This is a genomic window from Phenylobacterium sp. (assembly GCF_037189685.1).
Lineage (GTDB): Bacteria > Pseudomonadota > Alphaproteobacteria > Caulobacterales > Caulobacteraceae > Phenylobacterium.
On record NZ_JBBCIT010000034.1, the window covers coordinates 1 to 15,336 of the forward strand.

A 15,336-nucleotide genomic window follows, 5' to 3' on the forward strand; every position below is an offset into this window, starting at 1 on the left:
CGCCCGTCACCGTCGTCTTCTGGGTCGGGCGGATACCCACAATCTCGATTTCCTCGCCCACCTTGATCGTGCCGCGCTCGATACGACCGGTCACCACCGTGCCACGGCCCGAAATCGAGAACACGTCCTCGATCGGCAGCAGGAACGCCCCGTCCACCGCTCGCTCCGGCGTCGGTATGTACGAATCCAGCGCCTCGGCCAGCTTCAGTATCGCCGCCTCGCCCAGATCCCCCGTATCGCCCTCCCGCGCCTTCAGCGCCGAACCCTTCACGATCGGAATGTCGTCGCCCGGGAACTCGTAGCTCGACAGCAGCTCTCGGACCTCCATCTCCACCAGGTCCAGCAGCTCCTCGTCGTCCACCATGTCCACCTTGTTCATGAACACCACCAGCGCCGGCACCCCCACCTGACGCGCCAGCAGGATGTGCTCCCGCGTCTGCGGCATCGGGCCGTCCGCCGCCGACACCACCAGGATCGCGCCGTCCATCTGCGCCGCGCCCGTGATCATGTTCTTCACGTAGTCCGCGTGACCCGGGCAATCCACGTGCGCGTAGTGACGGTTCTGCGTCTCGTACTCCACGTGCGCCGTGTTGATCGTGATCCCGCGCGCCTTCTCCTCCGGCGCCGCATCGATGTCCGCGTAGCTCATCGCCTTCGCGCCACCCGCCTTCGCAAGCGTCATCGTGATCGCCGCCGTCAGCGTCGTCTTCCCATGGTCAACGTGACCAATCGTGCCAATGTTGCAGTGCGGCTTGTTACGTTCGAATTTCTCTTTGGCCATCGGGGTCCTGCCGGCGTTGCTTAAACTTCTGCGTCAAGGAGCTGGAGCGGGTAGCGGGAATCGAACCCGCATCCTCAGCTTGGAAGGCTGCTGCACTACCATTGTGCTATACCCGCCGATAGCCCCGAGCCGGGCAAGCCCGGTTCGGATCCCGGCTCAGGATTCCGACCGCTTCTCAGCGATCGGGACCGGGCGGGCCCGGCTCGGATCCTTGCCTCGAGATTCCGATCGTTTCGACGCGATCGGAGGGCGGGGTCGCCGCATCTCCTCAGGTTCAACTCGTTCCGACGCGTGGTGGGGGAAGTAGGACTCGAACCTACGAAGCCATTACAGCAGCGGATTTACAGTCCGCCCCCTTTGCCACTCGGGACATTCCCCCAGCGCGCCCGGAGCCAAAATGGGGCCTTCGGAGAAAAGGCTTCCGCCCGGGCGGGAGGGGAGCGTAAAGCGCCGGTCTCTCGTCCAGAATGCGGCGGCCCGCCGAGGGGCCCCAAATCGGAGCGCGTCTTATAGTGGCCTCGTCCCGCGAACGCAACGACGCCCGAAAGGGCCGGAAATCGCCCCCCCGGAGCCCGGCGAAACACGAGGGCCGGGCAGAGGCGAAGCCCCCTTCCCGCCCTCGCGGCGACCGCCGCGCCGCCCCTCCCGCCGACGATTGGCTATGGGGCTGGCACGCCGTGGAAGCGGCGCTGGCCAACCCCCGTCGCGGCCCGCCGGTCCGGCTGGCCGCGACGCCCGACAAGGCGCGGCAGATCGAGGCGCGTTTCGGCCGCCTGGACGTCCTGGAGCTTCACGATTCCCATCGGATCGGGCTGATGCTGCCACAGGGCGCCGTGCACCAGGGCGTCGCGCTGCGCCCCGCGCCCCTGGAGGACACCGATCTGGGCGACTTCGACGTACGCCCCGGCGCGGTGCTGCTGATGCTGGATCAGGTCACAGACCCACAGAACGTGGGGGCGATCCTCCGCTCGGCCGCGGCTTTCGGCGTGACGGGCGTGATCCTGCAGGACCGCAACGCGCCCAAACTGACCGGCGCCCTCGCCAAGGCCGCCGCGGGCGCGGTGGAGAAGACGCCCGTCGCAAGGGTCGTGAACCTGTCCCGGGCGCTGGAGGAATTGTCGCGCCTGGGCTGGCGGGCCGTGGGCCTGGCCGGCGAGGCCGAGCGGACGCTGGACGCGGCCCTGGACGGCTCTCCCACGGTGCTGGTCATGGGATCGGAGGGTGACGGCCTGCGCCGCCTCGTGTCCGAGCACTGCGACGAGCTGGCGAGGATTCCCATGCCCGGCGGCTTCGAGAGTCTGAACGTCTCGGCCGCAGCGGCGATCGCGCTGTACGAGGCCGCCCGGCCCCGCCAGGGTCAGGGCGCGGGATGAACAGGTTGCAGCCGCGCCCACGCTGTCGCATGGAGGCGAGATGTTCGCAGACTTGCTGACCCCCGCGGCCCTGTCGGCCCTGCTCCAGGTGCTGATGATCGACCTGGTCCTGGCCGGCGACAACGCCGTGGCCGTGGGCCTGGCCGCAGGCGGCCTGCCGCCCGAGCAGCGCAAGCGGGCGATCTTCTACGGGCTGATCGCCGCCGTGGTGCTGCGGATCGGCTTCGCGCTGATCACCACCCAGCTCCTGGGCATCGTGGGCCTGCTGTTCGCCGGCGGGCTGCTGCTGCTCTGGGTCTGCTGGAAGATGTGGCGCGAGCTGCGCGACCAGGCCGTGCACGAGGAGGCGGCCGCCGAGGCCGTGCTGGACGACGACCCGACGACCGAGCCGTCGGCCGCCGTCACGGTCCGCCAGCCGAAGAAGTTCCGCGACGCCTTCATCCAGATCCTGATCGCCGACGTCTCGATGTCGCTGGACAACGTGCTGGCCGTGGCCGGCGCCGCGCGCGAGCATCCGGCCATCCTGGTCTTCGGCCTGCTGCTCTCCATCGCGCTGATGGGCGTGGCGGCGACCTGGATCGCGCGCCTGCTGCACAAGCATCGCTGGATCGGCTACATCGGCCTGCTCATCGTGCTGTACGTGGCCCTGCACATGATGTGGGAAGGCCACCGCAGCGTCGTGGTCGATGTGGGCCAGACGCCGGCGTACAACGCCCTGATGCCTGCCCCGCTGGACATCACGCCCGAGGAAGAGGCGCGGATCCTCGCGCACTGACGGCTCCGGGACGCTCCATCCGGAGCGCCCCGGCCCGCCTCAGAAGTCAACCTTCAGGGAGACCCAGAGCCGGCGGCCTTCCTGGTTGTTGGTGTACTCCGGCGCATAGGCCACGGGAGTCCCGTACGGGAGCTGGCGGACGAAGTACTTGTCCAGCACGTTGTAGATCGTCGCGCTGAGGGTGACGTTCTCCCGCACCTCGAACGATCCCCCGAGGTGGAACACCGCATAGGCCTTGTAGTCGCCGAGCGCCGCGCGCGCCGCGCCCTCGCCCCGATACCGCTTGCTGCGATACTCGCCGCGGACCCAGGTGTTCAGCCGGTCGGTCACAGTCCAGCGGACGGCGCCGTTCAGCATATGCTTCGGGGTGTCGGTGAGGGGCAGGCCGGCGGAGGCGCCGCTCTTCTGCTCGCTGTCCGTGAAGGTATAGTTGGCCTGCACGCTCCAGTCCTCGGCGAACCGCCAGCGCGAGGCGATCTCCACCCCCCGCGTGACCGCCTTGTCGATGTTCACGCTCTGGCCGAACGTCGCGACCGTGGGGAAGAAGCCCACGTCCGTGCAGCCCGCCGGGCGGCCGCTGCCCGAGTCATACTGGGCCTGCGTCAGGCCGAAGCTGCAGTTCGCCACCGGCTGGCCGCTCGCGATCTTGTCCTTGAAGTCGTTGTGGAACGCCGTGACGTTGGCGGTGAAGCCATTCAGGTTGTCGAAGTAGATCGCCGCCTCGACGCTGGTGCTCGTCTCGGGCTTCAGCGTCGGCGACCCGATCAGCGGCAGCCGGCCCTGGTTGCCGAACCCGTTGATGCCGCTGGCGAGCTGTTCCAGCCGGGGCGTCTTGAAGCCCTGGCTGACGCCGCCCTTCACCGTCCAGTTCTCGTTGGCGTTCCACACGAGATAGCCGCGCGGGCTGAAATGCGAGCCGAAGGTGCTGTGATCGTCGCGCCGGGCGCCCACGGTCAGGGCCAGGCCTTCGGTGAAGCGCCACTCGTCCTCGGCGAACAGGGCCCACTGGGTATGCTCGAACGGCGCCGGCGCGACACCGTCGACCATCTCGGCGTCCCAGTACTGACCCCCCACCGTGAAGGTGTGGTTACGCCAGCGAGAGAAGAGCTTGGAGTCGAAGATCGTGTTCACCGATTCCAGCGTGCGGGGCCCCCCGGCGCCGGCGACGCCGTTGGGGATGATCCGCCCCTTGGTCTCGGTCTTGCCGCGCGAGATGTTGCTCTCCAGCACCCCGAACGGCAGCTTCCAATCGTGGGCCAGCACATACTGGGTGCGGCTGAACTCCAGCGCATCGGCATAGCCGCCCGCCGTGGTGTTGGTGCCGAGCTGGGAGGCGGAGTTGTCATACCACTGCTCGGCCCAGTCCACGTCCAGCCAGAGGTTGTGGTCCGGATGCGGGGTCAGGGTGAGACGGCCACCCGCGCTGCGCAGCTCAGCCCGCGTGGCGCTGCGCCCGAAGCCGGTGATCGGCGCGTCCACCCCGGCGACGTTCTCGAAGGTCAGCTTCGAGGCCTGCCGGTTCGTGAACGACCCGCGCAGCGCCAGTCCGAGAAGCCCCGGCGCCACCGGGCCGGTCACATAGGCGTTGCCGCCGTAGAAGTTCCCGAACTCGCTGTTCTCCTGCAGCGTTCCGTCCAGGGTGAACGAACCGGTCCAGCGCTCGCCCACCTTGCGCGTGATGATGTTGACCACCCCGCCCATGGCGTCCGAACCGTACAGGGTCGAGACGGGGCCGCGCACCACCTCGATGCGCTCGATCGCGCCGATGGGCGGCAGGAAGCTGGTCGAGGTCTCGCCGAAGCCGTTCGGCGTGACGCTGCCCGCGGTGTTCTGCCGCCGCCCGTCGATCAGGATCAGGGTGTAGTCGCTGCCCATCCCGCGGATGTTGATGTTCAGCCCGCCGGTCTTGCCGACCGCGCCGCCGACGTCGACGCCCTCCACCATGGTCAGGGCCTCGGCGATGCTGGTCGCCCGCATCTGCTCCAGCTCCACCCGCGGCAGCACGGTGACGCTGGCCGGCGCCTGGGTCAGCTTCTGCTCGAAGCCGGCCGCGGTCACCACCAAGGCGTCGACCTCGGTCGCGGCGGACGCGTCCGCGCCACGATCTGCGGCGCTCGCGGCCACCTGCGCCAGGGCCGCCTGGCTACCAAACACGACAAACGCCAGCGCGCTCGTCCCCAGCAGGACGCGCCGCAAACACGGACTCGACATGAATTATCCCCAACTCGCGACTAAGAATAAGTCGCAGTAACAGCTTCGCAGCCGGCGTCAAAGTTTTTGCGAGCCACTCGCAATCAAGAGATCGCTGATCTTTGAAGCCCTCAGGCCTCGGGACCGCCGAAGCGTTCGCGCCATTCGGCGGCCTGGGTGTCCTCGATCTTGCGGAACAGCACCTCGGGCGCGCGGACCGGCTGGCCGGGCGTGAGCGCCGACAGCACGCCCTCCCCGTCCAGCGACGGCCAGGTCCCCGGGAACGGCTGGCCCAGGGCGTCGGCGATCTTTTCGGCCGCGAACGGGATGAAGGGCTCGGACACCCGCGCGAACAGGGCCGCCAGGTTCAGGCCGTAGCGCACCGCCACGGCCGCGCGGTCGCGGTCGGTCTTGATGGCCGTCCAGGGGGCGGCTTCGGTCAGGTACTGGTTGCCCAGCACCCAGAGCTGGCGGAGCGCGGCCGCGCTCTTGCGGAACTCGCGATCCTCCATGTGCCCGGTCAGCTCGCGCAGTTTGGCGAGCACGTCGGCCTCGAGCTTCTCGTCCAGCGCGCCCGGCTGGCCGCCCTCGGGCACGACGCCGTCGAACCGGCTCTCCGCGAACTTGCAGATGCGGTTGACGAAGTTGCCCAGCACGTCGGCCAGGTCGGCGTTCACCTGCTCCCGGAACTGCTCCCAGGCGAAGGTGGAATCCGAGGTCTCGGGGACGTTGGCCATGATCCACCAGCGCCAGTAGTCGGCGGGCAGCAGCTCCAGCGCATGGTCCATGAAGACGCCTCGGCCCTGAGAGGTCGAGAACTTGCCGCCGTAGTAGTCGAGCCAGTTGAAGCCCTTGAGCTCGTCCACCAGCTTCCACGGCGCATTGTTGGCGACCGCCCAGTTCCCCTTGGCGTCCACCCGCTCGTTGACGCCCAGCAGCGTGCAGGGAAAGCCGACGGTATGGAAGGGGACGTTGTCCTTGCCCATGAACTGGACGTACTTCACGTCGGCCGCTTCGGGCTGGCGCCACCAGCGTTCCCAGGCGGCGTCCGGCGCGGGCCCCTGCCCGGCTTCCTGGGCGCGGGCGTCCGCCCATTCCCAGGTCGCGCCGATATAGCCGATCGGCGCGTCGAACCAGACGTAGAAGACCTTGCCGGCCAGGCCCTCGATGTCGGGAAGCTGGCCGTCGGGATTGGCGCCCCACTCATGGGCGTTCACGGGCACGCCCCATTCCAGGTCGCGGGTGACGCCCCGGTCCTGCAGGCCTTCATCCAGCCACTTGAGCGCGATCGAGGTGACCAGCAGCGGCCAGGCGCCACGCTTGCCGTCGATCCAGTTGCGCAGCTTGTCGGCGAAGACGCTCTGACGCAGGAACAGGTGCTTGGAGCCGCGGATCTCGATGTCCGTCGAGCCGGAGACCGCGGAACGCGGGTGCAGGAGATCAGCCGGGTCCAGCACGCGCGTGCAGTTCTCGCACTGGTCGCCGCGGGCGGCCTCGTACCCACAGTGCGGGCAGGTCCCGATGACATAGCGGTCGGGCAGGAAGCGCCTGTCGGCGTTGGAATACACCTGCTGGGTGACCCGCTCCTCGATGAAACCCGCTTCCCAGAGCTGCTGGGCGAACTGCTGGGTGAGCCGGCGGTTCTGCGGTGAAGAGGTCCGGCCGAAGTGGTCCCAGGACAGGCCGAACGCCCGGCCCAGGCGATGCTGGACGTCATGCTGCTCGGCGCAGAACGTGGCCGGGTCCTGGCCCTTCTCGGCGGCGGCCAGCTCGGTAGGCGTGCCGTGTTCGTCGGTCGCGCAGATATAGAGCGTCTCGCGCCCCCGCGACCTCTGGAACCGGGCGTACACGTCGGCGGGCAGCATCGAACCGGCCAGCGTGCCGAGGTGCTTGATCCCGTTGATGTACGGCAGGGCCGAGGTGATGAGGATACGGGACATGGGCGTAGGTCGAGGGTCTTCTGGTGGCCGGTGAGGACACGCGGCTTACAGGGCCGTGCCGGGGATCGCCATAGCCGACGTTGCAAGAAACACTCGCGCCGACGGCCCATATGGCGTCAAACTCGCCTGAGGGGCGAGCGGCGGCCTATCGAGTCGCCAGCGATCTCATGTGTCCGCCCCGAGGGAGGAAGACATGCGAACGTCCATCGTGGCGGCAGGCCTTGCGGCCTGCTTCATCCTGTCGGGCTGCGGTCAGAGCGAACCTGCCGCCCAGTCCGCGCCGGCCGCCGAAGCCCCGAAGAAATCCCTGGCGCGGCAGGCGCCGATGTACGCCGGCCAGGAACAGGTCCTTTCGATCCAGTCGGGCAGCGTCAAGGCGGCGTCGGGCGGCGGCGTGGACCTGGAGGTCAAGGCCTCCACCGAGGGCGCCGGCTGGACCCAGGTGGGCTTCCTGCCCCGGGTGTATGCGGCCACGCCGCCCGACGGGATCTACGAGGTCGACGTCGTGGCCCAGAAGCCCGCCACGCCCGGCGCGACCGACCCGACCCCGGTCGAGGTGAAGAGCGCCTGGGACAGGTACACCGACGGCCGGGTGAAGGGGGTGAAGTTCATCTCCAAGACCAACGAGGTCGTCGCCATACTGCCTGAAGGCAAGTGACGGCGGGCAGGTGACTTCGGGCCGCCCCGCCGCGCCGCGGCGGGGCCGTTCCGGCTCTCACAGCGGTCCCTTGAAGACGAAGAACGCGCCCAGGGCGATGAAGCCGAAGCCTACGGCGTGGTTCAGGGTGAACTTCTCGCCCAGGTAAGCCACCGAGAAGACCGCGAAGACCGCCAGGGTGATGACCTCCTGCATCGCCTTGAGTTCGGCCGGGTCGTAGACCTGCCGGCCGATGCGGTTGGCCGGCACGGCCAGCCAGTACTCGAAGAACGCGATCCCCCAGCTCACCATCACGATGGCCCAGAGCGGCCCGCGCTCGATCTTCAGGTGCCCGTACCAGGCGAAGGTCATGAACACGTTCGAGGCGATCAGAAGCAGGATTGGCGTGATCGCAGTCCAGGGGGCGGTCATGGTCGATTCGCGCTTAACGTGGCTTCGAAGCGACCTATAACCTGCCCCGTCGACGATTGGGGGACCGCATAGATGACGTCGTGGTGGAAGTTGGCCGGGTGGAAGGTCGCCGGCGTGGCGGCGGCCCTGGCCGGGGGCCTGATCGTCGCGGGATGCAGCCCGCAAGGCGACAAGGCCGGCGCGACGCTGCGCATCTACAACTGGTCCGACTACATCGACCCCGAACTGCTGACCGAGTTCACCAAGGAAACCGGGATCAAGGTCGTCTACGACACCTTCGATTCCAACGAGGTGCTCGAGACCAAGATGCTGCAAGGCGGCACGGGCTACGACCTGGTCGTCCCCTCGAACCACAACCTGCCGCGCTACATCACCGCCGGCGCGATCCAGAAGCTGGACAAGGCCCAGCTTCCCGGCCTCGACAAGCTTTCGCCCGACCTGATGGAGCATCTGGCGGCGTTCGATCCGGGCCATGCGTACGCCGTGCCGTACATGCAGGGCACCGTCGGCATCGGCTACAACATCGACGCCGTCGCCAAGCGCCTGCCTGGCGTGAAGATCGACAGCTGGAACGTGGTGTTCGACCCGGCGAACCTGGCGAAGCTGAAGGACTGCGGCGTCTACTTCCTGGATGCGTCCGAAGACATGTACGCGGTTGCGCTCAACTACCTCGGCAAGGCTCCCAACTCGACCTCGCCGGCCGACTACCAGGCCGCCACCCAGATGCTGATGAAGGTCCGCCCCTCGGTGCGGAAATTCCATTCGTCCGAATACATCGACGCCCTGGCCAATGGGGACATCTGCGTGGCCGTCGGCTACTCGGGCGACGTGCTGCAGGCGCGCGACCGCGCCGACGAAGCCAAGAACGGGGTCAAGGTGGCCTACGCCGTTCCGAAGGAAGGCAGCCAGGTCTGGTTCGACGTCTTCACCATCCCGAACGACGCGCCGAACGCGGCGGCGGCCCACAAGTTCATGGCCTATATGCTGCGGCCCGACGTCATCGCCCGCGCCTCCAACTTCACCCAGTACGCCAACGCCAACACCGCGGCGACGCCAATGGTGGATGAGGAGATCCGCAACGATCCCAACGTCTACCCGACGCCCGAGGTCGCCCAGCGCCTGTTCGTCACCACCACCAAGGACCCCGAGCTGCTGCGCGAGGTGAACCGCCAGTGGACCCGGGTGCTGACCGGACGTTGAGCGTCCGGCCCCAAGTCGGGGGAGCGATCGGGGGAATCCGCGACACCTTCGCGCCGTGGGAGGACCCCACGGCGCGGCCTCTCGTGCGTTTCGACCACGTGTCGAAGACGTTCGGTGGCGTGACGGCGGTCGACGCGGTCGACGTGTCCATCTACGAGCGCGAATTCTTCGCGCTCCTCGGCCCCTCGGGCTGCGGCAAGACCACCCTCATGCGCCTGCTCGCCGGCTTCGAGGCGCCCGACACCGGCCGCATCCTGCTGGAGGGCCGCGACATCCAGGACGACCCGCCCCACCGGCGGCCGGTCCACATGATGTTCCAGGCCTACGCCCTGTTCCCGCATCTGAATGTCGCCCAGAACATCGCCTTCGGCCTGAAGCGCCAGGGGCTGGGCAAGGCCGAGGCCGCGGCCCGTGTGGAAGAGATGCTGGCGCTGGTGCGGCTGGAGGGCCTGGGCCGCCGGCGCATCGACCAGCTTTCGGGCGGCCAGCGCCAGCGGGTCGCCCTGGCCCGCGCCATCGCGCCCCGGCCGCGCATCCTGTTGCTGGACGAGCCGATGGCCGCCCTCGACAAGAAACTGCGCGAGGAGACCCAGTTCGAACTGATGTCGCTGCAGCAGTCTCTGGGCATGACGTTCATGATCGTCACCCACGACCAGGACGAGGCCATGGTCGTCGCCGACCGCATCGCGGTGATGCGCGAAGGCCGGATCGCCCAGGTGGGCCGCCCGGCCGAGATCTACGAGGCGCCGGCCGACCGCTACGTCGCGGGCTTCATCGGCGACATCAACCTGTTCGAGGCGCGGGTCACCCACTCCGGGACCGGCCGCGTGAAGCTGGCCTCGGACGAAGGCCTGTTCGAGGCCGAGGGCGCGGGTCCGGTGGGCGAGACCGCCTGGGTGGCCGTGCGCCCGGAGAAGATCGCCGTCCTGACCGAACTGCCCGCCGGCGTCGCGGCGGATGCGCCCAACCTCGTCCGCGGCGAGATCCACGACTACGGCTACCTGGGCGACTGGACGACATACATGGTCCGGATGCCCTCCGGGCGCACCCTGCGCGCCGCCCGCGCCAACGCCACCCGCGCGCTCGACCGGCCGCTGGGCGTCGGCGACGCGGTGTGGCTCACCTTCCAGCCCGGCAGCGCGATCGTGCTCACCCGATGAACGGCGGTCGGTCCCGCCTGGCGGCCATCCTGCCGCTGCTGTGGGTGGCGGTGTTCTTCGCCTTCCCCTTCGCCCTGGTGGCCAAGCTCTCGCTGTCGGACAGCGTCCTCGCCATGCCGCCCTACGCCCCGCGCATCGACTGGAGCCAGGGTTTCGAGGGCCTCCGCGCCTTCCTGGCCGGCCTGGACGGCGAGACCTATGCGCGGCTGGTCAAGGACCGTCTCTATCTCGACGCCTATCTTTCGAGCCTCAGGCTGGCGGCGACCGGCACGGGCCTGCTGCTGCTGATCGGCTATCCCATCGCCTACGGCATAGCCCGCTGCCGGCCCGGCGTGCGCGAGGCGCTGGTGATGGCGGTGATCCTGCCGTTCTGGACCAGCTTCCTGATCCGCATCTACGCCTGGATCGCGATCCTGAAGCCGGCGGGGATCCTGAATGCGGCCCTGGGGGGTCTCGGCCTGTCGCCCGTCGACATCCTCAACAGCGAGACGGCGGTCCTGCTGGGCCTCGTCTACGCCTACCTGCCGTTCATGGTGCTGCCGCTGTATGCGGTGCTCGAGCGCCAGGACGCCGGCCTGATCGAGGCGGCCCAGGACCTGGGCGCAACCCCGCTCCAGGCCTTCTGGCGCGTGACCCTGCCGCTCTCGATCCCCGGCGCCGGCGCCGGCGCCCTGCTCTGCTTCATTCCGATGGCCGGCGAGTTCGTGATCCCCGACCTGATGGGGGGCTCCGAGACCCTGATGCTCGGCCGGGTGATCTGGACCGAGTTCTTCGCCAACCGCGACTGGCCGGCGGCCTCGGCCGTGGCGATCGTGCTGCTGGCCACCCTGATCGTCCCCATCCTGCTCTTCGAGCGCCAGCAGTCGAAGGTGCTGAAATGAGGCGGAGTCCATGAGACGGGGCCCCTCCGCCTTCAACATCGCCTCGGTGGCGCTGGGCCTGGTGTTCCTCTACGCACCCATCGTCGTGCTGGTGATCTACTCCTTCAACGACAGCCGCTCCGTGGCGGTCTGGGGCGGTTTCTCCACGCGGTGGTACGCCGCCCTCTTCCGCGACCAGCAGCTCCTGGACGCCATCGGCGTCACCCTTCGCGTCGGCGCCATCTCGGCCACCCTGGCGACCCTGGTCGGCGCGATGGCGGCGGTGGCCCTGGTGCGCGGGGGGCGCTTCCGCGGCCGCACGGCTCTGGCGGGCGGCGTCTATGCCACGCTGGTGATGCCCGAGGTGATCCTGGGCCTGTCGCTGCTGTTCCTGTTCGTCTCGCTGGGCCTGCCACGCGGCTTCTGGACCGTCACGCTGAGCCACGCGACCCTGACCCTCGCCTACGCCACGGTGGTGATCCAGGCGCGACTGGCCACCTTCGACCCTGCCCTGGAAGAGGCGGCCCAGGATCTGGGCTGCCCCCCCTGGAAAGCGTTCCTGCTGGTGACCTTGCCCGGGATCGCACCGGCGGTGGCGGCGGCCTGGATGCTGGCCTTCACGCTCTCGCTGGACGACCTGGTGATCGCAAGCTTCACGTCCGGCCCCGGCGCAACCACCCTGCCCATGCGGCTCTACAGCGCCGTCCGCCTGGGCGTGGACCCGAAGGTCAACGCCGTCTCCACGCTGCTGATCGGTCTCGTCGCCACCGGCGTGGTGGCCGCCTATCTTGTCCAGCAGCGCCGCCGCGCCGGCGCCTGACTTCCGAGATCGACGCACGCGCCTCAGGCGGTCCGATCGGCGACATTGTGACCCTTACGCGCCACCGGCCGGACCGCCTGGGCCAGCGCCCTTCCCCCGAAGGACGCCGTGTCGCCCGGCCGCACCCCCATGCTGCCGGGCCGCCGGATGCTGCGTCCCGTCTCGACACAAACATCCGGCCTGTGGCCCGTGGGGTGCAAGAGGCGGGCAATGCCGGCGCCTGTGACGAACGGCCTCTACGCAAAGCCGCGGCCTACAGTGGCGGCACGCGATCGAACCAGGGGCGCGCCGCCTCCAGCTGCCCAGCCAGCCGGAACAGCGTGCTCTCGTCGCCCGTGGGCGCGACGAACTGGATGCCGATGGGCAGGCCGTCGGAACTCCAGGCCAGGGGGACGGTCATGGCCGGCTGGCCCGAATTGTTGAAGGCCTGGGTGTTGGGCATATAGCCGAACAGCCGCTCGACCGTCCGCTTCGGGTCCTCGAACAGATGGCCCAGGGGGATGGCCGGCCGACCCAGGGTGGCCAGCAGAAAGACATCGCAGCGCTCGAACACCTGCGCAGCCGCCCGCCCGTAGGCGTGGACGACCTGCACCGCGCGGACGTACTCGGGGCCTGTGGTTGCCTTGCCCCGGCGGTAGATGCCGTGGGTCGCGGGTTCGATCTCGTCCTCCGCCAGCGGCCGGCCCCGCCGCTCGCACTCGGCGTCGATGCTGGCCGCCACGCTCGCCCACAGGATCGTGCGCGCCGCCGCCTGCATGGCGGCGTGATCTCCGGGCAGCTCCACCGGCTCGACGCGATGGCCCAAACCCTCGCACAGGCGGGCGACGTCGCGCACGGCCTCGGCCACCTCGGGATCCAGCGCGGCGCCCACGGTCAGCGCCTTGTCGGTGAAGCCGATGCGCAACTTGCCCGGGTCGCGCCCCACCTCCTGCGCATAGGGGCGTTCGGGCGGCGCCAGGAAGTAGGGATCGCCCGGCTGCGGCGCACACGTCGCGTCCAGGAGAACGGCGCTGTCCCGCACCGAACGCGTCACGGCATGAGGTATCGAAGCGCCCGCCCAGCCCTCACCCGCGGGGGCGAACGAGACGCGCCCCCGGGAGGGCTTCATCCCGAACAGGCCGCAGCAGGCCGCCGGAATGCGGATCGAACCGCCGCCGTCCGTGGCGTGCGCGGCCGGCACGATCCCCGCCGACACGGCGGCCGCGGCCCCGCCGGACGAGCCGCCCGGCGTGCGCGACAGGTCCCAGGGATTGCGGCAGGCGCCCAGCAGGTGCGGCTCGGTCACCGGCCAGATGCCGAACTCCGGCGTGTTGGTCTTGCCGAAGATGTTGAGGCCGGCCATCCGGTAGAGCCGGGTCATCGAACTGTCCGCCGCCGCCGGCACGTCGGCGAACAGGCGCGAACCGAACGTCGTCGGAACTCCGCCCCAGTGCGAGCCCAGGTCCTTCAGCAGATAGGGCACGCCCGCCAGCGGCCCGGAGGCCGGTGGCCCGGATAGGGGTAGCTGTGCGCGGGCGATGTCGGTCATGTCGCGGGTCACCGCGTTGATCTTCGGATTCACCTCGGCCATGCGGGCGACCGCCACATCCAGCAGTTCGCCCGCCGTCGCCTCGCCCCCGGCCACCAGGGCCGCCAGGCCCACGGCGTCGTGCGCCCGATACTCGTCGAAACGCATGGTGTCTCCTCCCGACCTTGTCCCGGTCCCGGCCCGAACCATAACGCCTGGCAGCGGTCCGGCGAGTCCTCCCGACGGGCCGCGCATCGCGCGGTCCCCGGGCCTGGCCCCCGAGGGCTGGCTCGACCGAGGCTTGCCCCTGGCCCGCCCGCATGGCATCGGGGCGCGCATCGACGACGCCGGATTAGCTCAGCTGGTAGAGCAGCGGTTTTGTAAACCGAAGGTCGCGGGTTCGAGTCCTGCATCCGGCACCATCCCAACCCGGCCTCCTGGCGGCGACAATGCGCATCTTCATCGACGCCGACGCCTGTCCGGTGAAGGACGAGACCTACAGGGTCGCCGCTCGCTACGGCCTCAAGGTGTTCGTGGTGGCCAACAGCTTCATCCGCGTCCCCGCCTCGCCGCTGATCGAGCTGCGGGTGGTGGATGCCGGACCGGACGTCGCCGACGACTGGATCGCCGGAGAGACGCAGCCCGGCGACATCGCCGTCACCAACGACATCCCCCTGGCCGACCGGGTGCTGAAGGCCGGGGGCGCGGCCATCGCGCCGAACGGGCGGGCCTTCACCGTCGACTCCATCGGATCGGCGCTGGCCCAGCGGTCCATCATGGAGCATATCCGTTCGACCGGCGAGACCACGGGCGGGCCGCCTCCGTTCTCCCCGGCCGACCGTTCGCGCTTCCTGCAGGCGCTGGACGAGACGGTGAACCGCATCCGGCGGACCCGACGCTGAAGCGCCCTTGCATCGGCAGGGGCAGGCGCTAACTAGCGTCGCAACACCCCTTCTGGAGAGCCTGACCATGCGCCCGGGACCGATCCTCGCCGCCGCAGCCCTGACCGTCCTGGCGGCGGCGTGCGGGCAGTCCCCGGAGAAGGCCGGCAGCGCGGCCGCGCCGGCGCCGAAGCTGACCGACGCCGAGAAGCAGGCGATCCTGGCCGCCTATCCCGCGCCCTACAACACGGCCGACCTGGCCAACGGCAAGGCCAAGTTCGCCTTGTGCCAGTCGTGCCACACGGTCACCGAGGGCGGCGCCAACATGACCGGTCCCAACCTGCACGGCGTGTTCGGCCAACCCGCCGCCAGCAAGGCTGGCTACAGGTATTCCGACGCCCTGAAGGCCACCGGCTTCATCTGGGACGCCACCCATCTCGACAACTGGCTCGACAAACCCCAGACTTATGTGCCCGGCACCAAGATGTCGTTCGCGGGCGTGCATGACCCCAAGGATCGCGCCGACCTGATCGCCTACGTCATGGTCGAGACCGGCTACCGCGCCCAATAGCCTCCCGACGTCGCACCGCTTTCCGACGAATTTCGGACGAGACAACCTTGACGAGAATGCAAGGCGTGCGCATTCTTGCCGTGTCCACAGACGAGCATCTGCGCGGACACCCTTCCGAAAGGCTGCGCGACCGCAGCCGGCCGGGCCCAGGGACCTGACACCCCCTTTGATCCAGGTTCCCTGGCGCCGGCCGGGAGGCGCCGCGTCCG

At 69.2% G+C, this 15,336-nt stretch carries 14 protein-coding genes and 3 tRNA genes; 10 read left to right on the forward strand and 7 right to left on the reverse strand.

Translation table 11 applies throughout. From position 1 onward, the window contains the following. The 3 genes from WG212_RS19180 to WG212_RS19190 all read right to left on the reverse strand — a co-directional run. Positions 1-781, reverse strand: a 781-nt coding sequence (locus WG212_RS19180; protein WP_337188726.1) for an elongation factor Tu, incomplete at its 3' end; no start/stop codon positions are given. 42 nt (positions 782-823) lie between these two features. Then, positions 824-897, reverse strand: a tRNA-Gly gene (locus tag WG212_RS19185). Between the two features lie 176 nt (positions 898-1,073). Continuing rightward, positions 1,074-1,160 (reverse strand) — tRNA-Tyr (locus WG212_RS19190). Between the two features lie 298 nt (positions 1,161-1,458). Here WG212_RS19190 and rlmB point away from each other — a divergent pair. Beyond that, positions 1,459-2,154: a 23S rRNA (guanosine(2251)-2'-O)-methyltransferase RlmB gene (gene rlmB / locus WG212_RS19195; protein ID WP_337188727.1), complete on the forward strand. Its 696-nt coding sequence runs from the start codon at positions 1,459-1,461 to the stop codon at positions 2,152-2,154. Between the two features lie 40 nt (positions 2,155-2,194). Further along, a complete protein-coding gene (locus tag WG212_RS19200; RefSeq protein ID WP_337188728.1) occupies positions 2,195-2,929 on the forward strand; it encodes a TerC family protein in 735 nt (244 codons plus the stop codon). Positions 2,930-2,968: 39 nt separating this feature from the next. Here the strand turns inward: WG212_RS19200 and WG212_RS19205 are convergent, their stop codons facing one another. Continuing rightward, the gene (locus tag WG212_RS19205; protein WP_337188729.1) at positions 2,969-5,140 is read right to left on the reverse strand and encodes a TonB-dependent receptor; all 2,172 of its coding nucleotides are present in this window, start codon (positions 5,138-5,140) and stop codon (positions 2,969-2,971) included. 110 nt (positions 5,141-5,250) lie between these two features. Then, positions 5,251-7,059, reverse strand: coding sequence for a methionine--tRNA ligase (gene metG / locus WG212_RS19210; RefSeq protein ID WP_337188730.1), 1,809 nt, complete (start codon positions 7,057-7,059; stop codon positions 5,251-5,253). A gap of 193 nt (positions 7,060-7,252) precedes the next feature. Here metG and WG212_RS19215 point away from each other — a divergent pair, with 193 nt between their 5' ends. Beyond that, the gene (locus WG212_RS19215) at positions 7,253-7,717 is read left to right on the forward strand and encodes a hypothetical protein (RefSeq protein ID WP_337188731.1); all 465 of its coding nucleotides are present in this window, start codon (positions 7,253-7,255) and stop codon (positions 7,715-7,717) included. A 57-nt stretch (positions 7,718-7,774) separates the two neighbouring features. Here the strand turns inward: WG212_RS19215 and WG212_RS19220 are convergent, their stop codons facing one another. Next, positions 7,775-8,128, reverse strand: a complete 354-nt coding sequence (locus WG212_RS19220; protein ID WP_337188732.1) for a DMT family protein — start codon at positions 8,126-8,128, stop codon at positions 7,775-7,777. Between the two features lie 72 nt (positions 8,129-8,200). Between WG212_RS19220 and WG212_RS19225 the strand changes: the two genes are divergently transcribed. The 4 genes from WG212_RS19225 (at position 8,201) to WG212_RS19240 (ending at position 12,168) form a co-directional block, all read left to right on the forward strand. Further along, a complete protein-coding gene (locus WG212_RS19225) occupies positions 8,201-9,328 on the forward strand; it encodes a polyamine ABC transporter substrate-binding protein (RefSeq protein ID WP_337188733.1) in 1,128 nt (375 codons plus the stop codon). Between the two features lie 83 nt (positions 9,329-9,411). Continuing rightward, on the forward strand, positions 9,412-10,488 hold the full coding sequence (locus WG212_RS19230) for an ABC transporter ATP-binding protein (protein WP_337188734.1): 1,077 nt from the start codon (positions 9,412-9,414) through the stop codon (positions 10,486-10,488). After that, on the forward strand, positions 10,485-11,369 hold the full coding sequence (locus WG212_RS19235) for an ABC transporter permease subunit (protein WP_337188735.1): 885 nt from the start codon (positions 10,485-10,487) through the stop codon (positions 11,367-11,369). The genes WG212_RS19230 and WG212_RS19235 overlap by 4 nt, the downstream gene beginning before the upstream one ends. A 10-nt stretch (positions 11,370-11,379) precedes the next feature. After that, complete coding sequence (locus WG212_RS19240) at positions 11,380-12,168, forward strand: ABC transporter permease (protein ID WP_337188736.1); 789 nt, start codon at positions 11,380-11,382, stop codon at positions 12,166-12,168. Between the two features lie 253 nt (positions 12,169-12,421). Here WG212_RS19240 and WG212_RS19245 read toward each other — a convergent pair whose 3' ends face one another. Next, positions 12,422-13,843: an amidase gene (locus tag WG212_RS19245; protein WP_337188737.1), complete on the reverse strand. Its 1,422-nt coding sequence runs from the start codon at positions 13,841-13,843 to the stop codon at positions 12,422-12,424. 178 nt (positions 13,844-14,021) lie between these two features. Between WG212_RS19245 and WG212_RS19250 the strand changes: the two genes are divergently transcribed. From WG212_RS19250 to WG212_RS19260, 3 genes are all read left to right on the forward strand, one after another. Continuing rightward, positions 14,022-14,097: transfer RNA gene (locus WG212_RS19250), tRNA-Thr, on the forward strand. A gap of 15 nt (positions 14,098-14,112) precedes the next feature. Then, complete coding sequence (locus WG212_RS19255; protein ID WP_337188773.1) at positions 14,113-14,577, forward strand: YaiI/YqxD family protein; 465 nt, start codon at positions 14,113-14,115, stop codon at positions 14,575-14,577. 67 nt (positions 14,578-14,644) lie between these two features. Continuing rightward, a complete protein-coding gene (locus WG212_RS19260) occupies positions 14,645-15,127 on the forward strand; it encodes a cytochrome c family protein (protein ID WP_337188738.1) in 483 nt (160 codons plus the stop codon). Positions 15,128-15,336 lie beyond the last annotated feature (209 nt).

What these genes read in the sequence shown, in the direction of transcription:
- WG212_RS19215 (WP_337188731.1), top strand. Translation starts at nt 7,253, where the DNA reads ATGCGAACGTCCATCGTGGCGGCAGGCCTTGCGGCCTGCTTCATCCTG.
- WG212_RS19205 (WP_337188729.1), bottom strand. Translation starts at nt 5,140, where the DNA reads ATGTCGAGTCCGTGTTTGCGGCGCGTCCTGCTGGGGACGAGCGCGCTG.
- WG212_RS19200 (WP_337188728.1), top strand. Translation starts at nt 2,195, where the DNA reads ATGTTCGCAGACTTGCTGACCCCCGCGGCCCTGTCGGCCCTGCTCCAG.
- WG212_RS19260 (WP_337188738.1), top strand. Translation starts at nt 14,645, where the DNA reads ATGCGCCCGGGACCGATCCTCGCCGCCGCAGCCCTGACCGTCCTGGCG.
- metG (WP_337188730.1), bottom strand. Translation starts at nt 7,059, where the DNA reads ATGTCCCGTATCCTCATCACCTCGGCCCTGCCGTACATCAACGGGATC.
- WG212_RS19240 (WP_337188736.1), top strand. Translation starts at nt 11,380, where the DNA reads ATGAGACGGGGCCCCTCCGCCTTCAACATCGCCTCGGTGGCGCTGGGC.
- WG212_RS19235 (WP_337188735.1), top strand. Translation starts at nt 10,485, where the DNA reads ATGAACGGCGGTCGGTCCCGCCTGGCGGCCATCCTGCCGCTGCTGTGG.
- WG212_RS19225 (WP_337188733.1), top strand. Translation starts at nt 8,201, where the DNA reads ATGACGTCGTGGTGGAAGTTGGCCGGGTGGAAGGTCGCCGGCGTGGCG.
- WG212_RS19220 (WP_337188732.1), bottom strand. Translation starts at nt 8,128, where the DNA reads ATGACCGCCCCCTGGACTGCGATCACGCCAATCCTGCTTCTGATCGCC.
- WG212_RS19245 (WP_337188737.1), bottom strand. Translation starts at nt 13,843, where the DNA reads ATGCGTTTCGACGAGTATCGGGCGCACGACGCCGTGGGCCTGGCGGCC.